Source organism: Pseudomonas sp. NPDC088885 (genome assembly GCF_044750025.1).
Lineage (GTDB): Bacteria > Pseudomonadota > Gammaproteobacteria > Pseudomonadales > Pseudomonadaceae > Aquipseudomonas > Aquipseudomonas rustica.
In genome coordinates, this window is record NZ_JBIVJB010000153.1 from 1 (window position 1) to 6,354 (window position 6,354).

Genomic DNA, 6,354 nt, shown 5'->3' on the forward strand with positions numbered 1-6,354 from the left:
TTTGATCACTTCAGGATTGTCGCGGATCTGTTCCGGCGTGCCGTCGGCCAGAGGCGTGCCCTGGTTGATCACGACGATGTGGTCGGAAATGCTCATGACCAGTTTCATGTCGTGTTCGATCAACAGCACGGTGACGTTGTGCTCCTCACGCAGCACGCTGATCAGCGCCTTGAGGTCTTCGGTTTCCTTCGGGTTCAGACCGGCGGCCGGTTCGTCGAGCATGAGGATCCGCGGACGGGTCATCATGCAGCGAGCGATTTCCAGACGACGTTGCTGACCGTAGGCCAAGGTGCCGGCGGTACGGTTGGCGAACTCTTTCAGGTTGACCTTTTCCAGCCAGTACTCGGCAAATTCCATCGCCTCGCGCTCGCTTTTGCGGAACGACGGGGTCTTGAACAGGCCGGCCAGAAAGTTCGTGTTCAGGTGACGGTGCTGGGCGATCAACAGGTTCTCGACCGCCGTCATGTCCTTGAACAGGCGCACGTTCTGGAAGGTGCGCACCACGCCTTTGAGGGCGATCTTGTGGCCCGGCAGGCCTTGAATCGGCTCGCCGTCGAGCAGGATGCTGCCACCGGTGGGCTGATAGAAACCGGTCAGGCAGTTGAACACGGTGGTCTTGCCCGCGCCGTTCGGCCCGATCAAGGCAACCACTTGTTTCTCTTTGACAGTCAGGGCCACGCCGTTGACCGCCAGCAAGCCGCCGAAGCGCATGCTCAGGTTCTCAACTTTTAAGATCTCGCGGCTCATTTTCGCAACTCCATGTGTGGGCGTTGCATCGGCAGCAGACCTTGTGGACGCCAGATCATCATCAACACCATCAGGGCACCGAACATCAACATGCGGTACTCGCTGAACTCACGCATCATTTCCGGCAACAGGATCATTACCACGGCGGCCAGAATCACACCCAACTGCGAGCCCATACCACCCAGCACGACAATGGCGAGGATGATTGCCGACTCGATGAAGGTGAACGATTCCGGGGTCACCAGACCCTGACGGGCGGCGAAGAAGCTACCGGCGAAACCGGCGAACGCAGCACCGAGGGTGAACGCCGACAGCTTGATGATCGTCGGATTCAGACCCAGCGCACGGCAGGCAATTTCGTCTTCACGCAGCGCTTCCCACGCTCGGCCGATCGGCATGCGCAGCAAACGGTTGATAACGAACAGCGCCGCCAGCGCCAGCACCAGGGCAACCAGGTAGAGGAAAATCACCTTGTTGATCGAGTTGTATTGCAGGCCGAAATACTCGTGGAAGGTTTGCATGCCTTCCGCAGCCTTGCGTTCAAAGGTCAGGCCGAAGAACGTCGGTTTCTCGATGTTGCTGATGCCGTTCGGACCGCCAGTGATGTCGGTCAGGTTACGCAGGAACAGACGGATGATCTCACCGAAGCCGAGGGTCACGATCGCCAGATAGTCACCGCGCAAACGCAACACCGGGAAGCCCAGCAGGAAGCCGAACGTCGCCGCCATCAGGCCGGCAATCGGCAGGCAGATCCAGAAGCTCAAGCCGTAGTAGTGCGACAGCAGCGCGTAGCTGTAGGCGCCGACGGCGTAGAAGCCGACGTAACCGAGGTCGAGCAGACCGGCCAGACCGACGACGATGTTCAGGCCGAGGCCGAGCATCACGTAGATCAGGATCAGCGTTGCGATGTCCACCGCGCCACGCGAACCGAAGAACGGCCACACCAGTGCACCGATGATCAGCGCAATGATGAAGTAGCGTTGCGTGGTCGGCAGGGTCAGGAAGTTGCTGGCCTTGGCCGGGATCAGCGGCATGCCCGGCGAGGATTTCCACGCCTTGCTGATCTGCTGGTTGAACAGCACCCGCAGGAACATCAGCACCGAACAGATGGCGATGGTCGCCAGAATCATCGGGCTGGTGTTATGCACTTCGAGGTTGATGCCGACGATGGTCAGTTTCAGTCCGAGTACCGGGTAGGCCACAGCCCACACCAGCAAGGCACTGAACAGTGCCTGTTTAAGATTCCTAGTCATACTTTCTCAACCTCCGGACGGCCCAGAATGCCGGTCGGACGGAACAACAGCACCAGAACCAACAAGCCGAAAGCCACGACGTCCTTGTACTGGTCGCCGAAGATATCGGCGCCAAACGCTTCCGCCACCCCAAGCACCAACCCGCCGAGCATGGCGCCGGGGATGCTGCCGATGCCGCCGAGTACTGCTGCGGTGAAGGCTTTGAGGCCGACGAGGAAACCGGCGTTCGGGTTGATCACGCCATATTGCATGCTCAGCAGCACGGCCGCGATGGCCGCCAGCGCAGCACCAATGACGAAGGTCAGGGCGATGATGTTGTTGATTGCGAGCAGGTTGGCCATCTTGATGTCTTCGGCGCAGGCGCGGCAGGCGCGACCCAGGCGAGAACGGGAGATGAACAGCGTCAGGCCGAGCATGGCGATCAGCGTCACCACGAACACCACGATTTGCATGTAGGAAATCAGCACTTCATGTGCGCCACCTGGCCCGAAGGAAATGTTCCCGGGGATCAGGTTGGGGATGGATTTGTCCTTGGAGTCTTGCGCTAGCAGAACCGTGTTCTGCAGGAAGATCGACATACCGATGGCGGAAATCAGCGGGATCAGACGGTTGCTGCCGCGCAGGGGGCGGTAGGCGATCCGTTCGATGCTGTAACCGTAGGAACTGGTGACAACGATGCTCGCAATGAAGGCCGCGGTCATCAACAGCGGGACGTTGTCGATTCCCATCATGGCTAGCCCGGCGATGGCGATGAACGCCACGTAGGAACCGATCATGTACACCTCGCCGTGGGCGAAGTTGATCATTCCAATGATGCCGTAAACCATCGTATAGCCGATGGCAATCAGGGCATACGTGCTGCCAATGGTCAGACCATTAACCAGCTGCTGGAAGAAGTGATAGAGGTCAGGCATTACAACGCTCCTAAAAACCTGATACGCATTTCACTGGTGGAGTCATTTTCCCGCCCGGCCCCGTGGATCTATATCCACTTCGAATCCGGGTTTTGCCAGCGAACCGCTGATGACGGTTTTGAGATTTTCAGGTGGGGAGACTGGCGGATCACGCCAGCGCGGCCCATACATTCGTAAAACAAAGCCCACGGCACGCCGTGGGCTTTATTGGCAGTCAGTCAGGCAGCGCCTTACTGAGGGGATACTTCAGTTTTTGGTTTGCCGAAGTGCCACTCGTAAACCACAAATTTGAAGTCCTTCAGGTCGCCCTTGGCGTCGAAGCTCAGGTCGCCAGTCGGGGTTTTGAAGGTGCCAGCGTGAATGGCTTCAGCCACTTTGGCCGGGTCTTCGCTCTTCGCAGCGGTGATACCGCCGGCAATCACTTCAACCGCCGAGTAGGAAGGGAACACGAACGGGCCGCTCGGATCTTCTTTCTTCGCTTTGAATGCATCAGCCAGGGCGATGTTGGCCGGATCCTGGTCGAAGGATTTCGGCAGGGTTACCAGCAGACCTTCGGAAGCGTCTTTGGCGATCTGCGAAATCGAGTCGTTACCCACGCCTTCCGGACCCATGAACTTGGCTTTCAGGCCTTTTTCAGCCGATTGACGCAGGATCAGGCCCAGCTCCGGGTGGTAGCCGCCGTAGTAAACGAAGTCGACGTTGGCTTGCTTGAGCTTGGCGATGATCGAGGAGAAGTCCTTGTCGCCGGCGTTGACGCCTTCGAACACGGCAACTTTCACGCCTTTCTTCTCAAGGGTCGATTTGACGGCGGTGGCGATACCTTCACCGTATTGTTGCTTGTCGTGCAGCACAGCAACGATTTTCGGTTTGACGTGATCGGCAATGTAGTTACCGGCGGCAGGGCCCTGGGCGCTGTCCAGACCGATGGTACGGAAGACCATTTTGTAACCACGGGCGGTGATGTCCGGGCTGGTGGCGGCCGGGGTGATCATGATCACGCCCTCGTCTTCGTAGATGTCCGAAGCCGGTTGAGTGGAGCTGGAGCACAGGTGACCGACCACGAACTTGACGCCGTCGTTGACGACCTTGTTCGCTACCGCTACTGCTTGTTTCGGATCGCAGGCATCGTCGTATTCAACGGCTTCGAGTTTCTTGCCGTCGACGCCGCCCTTGGCGTTGATTTGCTCGATGGCCATTTTCGCGCCACTGAACTGCATGTCGCCGTATTGGGCTACTGGACCGGTCTTAGGGCCGGCGATACCGATTTTGATGGTGTCAGCTGCGAACGAATGGCTGGCAACCCCGGCCAGAACCATTGCGGCAAACAGTTTGGAAATCTGCTTAGTAGCCTTAGTCATAGTGCTCCACTCTTACTGTTGTATTTTTTTTTGAGTTCTGGCGCCGTAGCAGCAGAACCGGGTCAGATATCTTTGCGATACCCTCCGGAAATGCCCCCGGCAACTGTACCGGTACAGTGTAGAGCGCCGGTTGTTAGCCTGGGAAGCGGGCGCCGAGGGGCAAAACCTGAGGGTGTCGCTTTTTTGAATGAAAAAGACAGAATTGCGGCGGGGCGTTCGTGGGGTTATGCCCCAATCAGCAGCATTCCTTGGCTTTCCTGCTCTTTTCGTTCGGTACAGCCTTTTGCAACCGGGTTTTGCTGACGGATCACCGACGTTATTATTCGCGTCGATTTCTTTTCCGGACAGTTCCCATGAATCAAGAACCTAGCACCCTCTATGCCAAGCTGCTTGGTGAAACCGCATCTATTACCTGGAAAGAGTTGGAGCCGTTCTTCGCCAAGGGTGCCCTATTGTGGGTCGACCCTGACCTGGATTTGATCGCTGCCGCCGAGGCCGTGGCGTCGGATGATGGCGAGAAAGTCGCCGCCTGGCTGGCCGAAGACAAAGTCGCCAAGCTGTCTGAAACGCGGGCGCTGGATCTTTTCGAACGCGATCCGCAGCTGTGGGCAGTGGTGGTTTCGCCGTGGATTCTGATCCAGGAAAGGGCGGGCGCTGCCGACGTTGCACCTTGATGGTGCGTCCGCTGGTCGGCGAAAAGTGTGTAGCGGAGTAGCGTGATGGCACGTTGCCGTGAAGAAAGGCCACAAGCGAGGGTGGCATCACGGTGACGTAAACGTAACGGGAACAGTTGAGAGAGCAGCCTTTGGGCTGCTTAATTGTTTCTGGATGTTGGAAAGGCAAAATCTTCAGTGACTGTGCCGGCCCCTTCGCGAGCAGGCTCGCTCCCACATTTGGAATGCATTCCCCCTGTGGGAGCGAGCCTGCTCGCGAATGGGGCGCCTCGGTCTCGGATCAGACCGAGAAAGACTTCCCGGTATGGTTATTCAGCGAAATAACCTTGGTCTTGCCAATCCGGTGACGATAGATCTCGCGCAAATACTTGATCGACTTCTTCACACAATCGCGCGACAACCGAATGTCATTGATCGAAACAAACTTGTCTTTGTCGTTGATCAGCTCGCGGTACTTCTTCTCGTACATCGGTTTGATCGCGTACCAGTTGGTGTCGAGGATCTTCGCCGGGTTCTCGAATTCATTAAGCAAATCGTCGATGCGATCTTCGTCGAATTCTTCATTGATGATGAAGTCGAGGATCGAGTTGTCCAGCGTCTCATCGAAACGGTACGGCGTCTTGGCGAAGCAGCGTTTGATGAACGCGACGATCAAGGTCAGGAAGTCGTCCGACAGGCACGGGCTCTTCGCGATCAATGTGGTCAGCGACAGGTTGGCCGAGGCGCCGATCACCAGCGCATAACGCTTGAGCGTGGTGTTGGGGAACAGGCTGTTGAGGTGGGTTTTCAACCGGTTCAGATCCATGTAAGACAGCTTGTAATCCTTCGGCAGCGAAACGATCGAGACCACCGACGAGCAGTTCTTGAAGAAGTGCAGGTCGTGCAACGCGGCGGCGTCGTAGCCGGAATTCTTGTACTGCTCCAGCGAAGCGCGATAACGCTTGGATTCGATCGGCAGCAGGCTGATGCCTTCGATCGCTTGCGTGACCTTGTTGAAGTGCGGCAGGTCGATCGAGCGGAAGAACAGATCGTCGATGTTCAGGCGCTGCGGCTCTTTATCGAACACCTTGAATTTGTCGCTGCTCGGCGGCGGAGTTTCCGGCACCACCGATTCGGCGTAGGCAATCGCCACCGGGCCGGCCAGACTCATGAACAGATCGTTGGCATCCAGGCGAATGGTCTCACCGATGTCGATGCCGGCGCGGCGGAAATAGTTCTGATCGTAGTCAGTCGTCACCGCCTGCGCCGTCAGAATGTTGAAGATTTGCTGCGAGATGTATTGGTTGGCGTGCTTTTCCATCGCATTGACATCAATGTTCTGGATGTTGCCGTCATCGCTCTCTTCGGCGTAACGCATGATGTCGTTGGAGATCTGCATCATCGCGTTCCATGGGCGGATACGGCCCAT

5 protein-coding genes and 1 pseudogene are annotated in these 6,354 nt (G+C 57.3%); 1 reads left to right on the forward strand and 5 read right to left on the reverse strand.

The features are described 5' to 3' along the window. From livG to ACIP1X_RS27255, 4 genes are all read right to left on the reverse strand, one after another. Positions 1-747 (reverse strand): high-affinity branched-chain amino acid ABC transporter ATP-binding protein LivG (livG, locus tag ACIP1X_RS27240; protein WP_400755822.1); only part of this gene is annotated, 747 nt, incomplete at its 3' end. Further along, the gene (locus ACIP1X_RS27245) at positions 744-2,000 is read right to left on the reverse strand and encodes a high-affinity branched-chain amino acid ABC transporter permease LivM (RefSeq protein ID WP_008082257.1); all 1,257 of its coding nucleotides are present in this window, start codon (positions 1,998-2,000) and stop codon (positions 744-746) included. The genes livG and ACIP1X_RS27245, both read right to left, overlap by 4 nt. Then, a complete protein-coding gene (gene livH / locus ACIP1X_RS27250; RefSeq protein ID WP_400755823.1) occupies positions 1,997-2,914 on the reverse strand; it encodes a high-affinity branched-chain amino acid ABC transporter permease LivH in 918 nt (305 codons plus the stop codon). Before livH ends, ACIP1X_RS27245 begins: the two co-directional genes overlap by 4 nt. Before the next feature lie 230 nt (positions 2,915-3,144). Continuing rightward, complete coding sequence (locus ACIP1X_RS27255; RefSeq protein WP_053117839.1) at positions 3,145-4,272, reverse strand: branched-chain amino acid ABC transporter substrate-binding protein; 1,128 nt, start codon at positions 4,270-4,272, stop codon at positions 3,145-3,147. Positions 4,273-4,625: 353 nt separating this feature from the next. Here ACIP1X_RS27255 and ACIP1X_RS27260 point away from each other — a divergent pair, with 353 nt between their 5' ends. Continuing rightward, complete coding sequence (locus ACIP1X_RS27260) at positions 4,626-4,946, forward strand: DUF2288 domain-containing protein (RefSeq protein ID WP_159815466.1); 321 nt, start codon at positions 4,626-4,628, stop codon at positions 4,944-4,946. 280 nt (positions 4,947-5,226) lie between these two features. On the opposite strand, the pseudogene ACIP1X_RS27265 reads toward ACIP1X_RS27260, so the two are convergent. Further along, positions 5,227-6,354, reverse strand: a pseudogene (locus ACIP1X_RS27265) (hypothetical protein); the annotation flags it as partial.